Origin of the sequence: Clostridium sp., from assembly GCF_051654825.1 — a bacterium.
Lineage (GTDB): Bacteria > Bacillota > Clostridia > Clostridiales > Clostridiaceae > Clostridium.
In genome coordinates, this window is record NZ_JBOFYU010000297.1 from 1 (window position 1) to 1,996 (window position 1,996).

Annotated in this window: 2 protein-coding genes; one reads left to right on the top strand and one right to left on the bottom strand. The window is 32.4% G+C overall.

Going from position 1 to position 1,996, the window contains the following annotated elements; all coding sequences use genetic code 11:
* Positions 1-58: 58 nt before the first annotated feature.
* Positions 59-301: a DUF1659 domain-containing protein gene (locus ACRDBA_RS18130; protein ID WP_438574337.1), complete on the bottom strand. Its 243-nt coding sequence runs from the start codon at positions 299-301 to the stop codon at positions 59-61.
* 216 nt (positions 302-517) lie between these two features.
* Here ACRDBA_RS18130 and ACRDBA_RS18135 point away from each other — a divergent pair, with 216 nt between their 5' ends.
* Entirely contained in the window at positions 518-1,048 is a 531-nt protein-coding gene (locus ACRDBA_RS18135; protein WP_438574338.1) for a helix-turn-helix domain-containing protein, read from the top strand.
* The last annotated feature ends 948 nt before the right edge of the window (positions 1,049-1,996 follow it).

Below are 1,996 nucleotides of genomic sequence, written 5' to 3' on the forward strand. Positions count from 1 at the left end.
TGTCATTAATAACTTAACTTCTACACCCATTTAGAGTTCCTCCTATTTTTATATTTTATTATTCTGATAAGCTTGTACTGTCTTGTTTTGCTATGTCTAACATTCTGTGTTGTTGAAGCGAAATTAGTGCATCTGCTACGTTAAAAACATCAACAGCAGCTGCAGTTGGTTTTACGCTTGAGTATGTTCTAGTTCTAGTTATTGTCTTACCATTTTCTCCTAGACCACAGTCTAATTTGATTCTTAATGATGAAGGATTCTTTGTTTGTACAACACTATCTGCATATGCTACAGGTTCCATATCATTACCTCCTTGGTTATTTTATTTGATTTAACTTAATTGTAGTTAGGCTTAGGTGCAATGTCCTAAAATATAGTTGATGAATATTTTTTCTGATTTTAATTAATGAAAATTTATGAACAGACTAGAGTTTTCCTTTTCATTAATTAATTATTGAAAAATGAATCTAAATATGTTATAATGCATTCATAAATTAATTAGTGAACGGGTGATGGGATGAAAGTATTTGATGAAATTTTATTAAAACATACTGATATACAGACTTGTAGAGAGTCTTATATATTTAATAAAGATATTAGTATAATTGTAGAGCAGAAAGAAAATAAGGTTGTTTTAAGTGCTTTTAATAATGCTACTGATAGGTTTGTAAATTTAGGAACTAAGAGATTTGAAAGACTTATAGAGGGTTTTAAATCAGTGGCTAGTGATTTATATTCTAAGGACTATTATTATTACATTATTTTAGGTCCAACGGATAATGATGATTTAGTTGATGAAGTAGCGCAGTTAAAGAAGGAAATAGCTCGCTTAAATGATATTATAGCTGGGCTAGAGAAGAGCAATAAGAGGCTACAAGGGGATGTAGATAAGCATAATGCTAGGGGTGCTGGTAGAAAATCAAGGTTTAGTGATGCTCAGGTTGAAGAGATCAAGAGCCTTAGAGAAGGTGGACATACTATAAAAGAGATAGCTACTAGGTTTGAGTGTTCTGTGGGGTTGATTCATAAATTAATAAATGAACAATAATGAGTGATCTAATTATATAGATAGATCATGATATTATGTGTTGTATTTACGTTGGTAGTGGTGGAGATGTCAGTGAGAATTGTTTGATTGATAGTAAGGAATTATAAATTATAGATTTTGTTAGGGGTAAATATGGGGGGAGATTATTTTTTTTGCAGTAAGTTGTTTTTTTATTAATATTTTGTTTTCAGGAGTTATTTTATATTGTTTTTCTGCTTTTAAGAAGAAGGGATGAAGATAGTCTATCTGGGCACAAAGAAAGTGTTGTATATAAGTGTAAGGTAAGTGATTCCAGTGTGGAGGATATGATTGAGCATATAGATAAAACTCATAGGATCATAATGCAGCAACAGTAGTTAAATAAGTGATTGAAGTTAGTATTGTTATTTACGGATGCTTTCGCATTGGTGTAGGTACAATACAATGATTTTGTGTGGGTAGTTAACCTTCGGTTATCAGCCCCGGTAAGTTAAGTGCTTTCACTTCATAAAAAATAAGGCATACAAGGTGTGGCTACAGATTATCTCATATGATAGAGGATTTTTTGATTATGATATGAGATAATCTGTAGCTTTATTTATGTGCTTAATATTTATTTCGTTGCAGCACTTAGCTTACTGTCCCACCGCGCTCTCTGCTCCCCCACCATCCAACCCTTTGTCTAAGTAAAGATAAGGTCCTATAAATTATATAAGCGAAGTTAATTAAAGAATAGTAGTGGAGGATAGTTGAAGAAGGAGCAAAGGAGCGCTCCTTCATCAGCTATCTTTACTTGTATCTTGGGGTCAAAAGCTCTGGGGTCAGTCTGGCATCACAGATTGCAGCAAAAACCGCTGCAAACTGTGATGCCAGACTAAACGAGTTATCCTAAATTAATGAATATGCAATTAAATATATAATAGATAATGCAGCTATAATAAAAGCAAACTCTATTCTTATGAAAGATTC

Coding starts and splice junctions, on each gene's coding strand:
- ACRDBA_RS18135 (WP_438574338.1), top strand. CDS start 518: ATGAAAGTATTTGATGAAATTTTATTAAAACATACTGATATACAGACT.
- ACRDBA_RS18130 (WP_438574337.1), bottom strand. CDS start 301: ATGGAACCTGTAGCATATGCAGATAGTGTTGTACAAACAAAGAATCCT.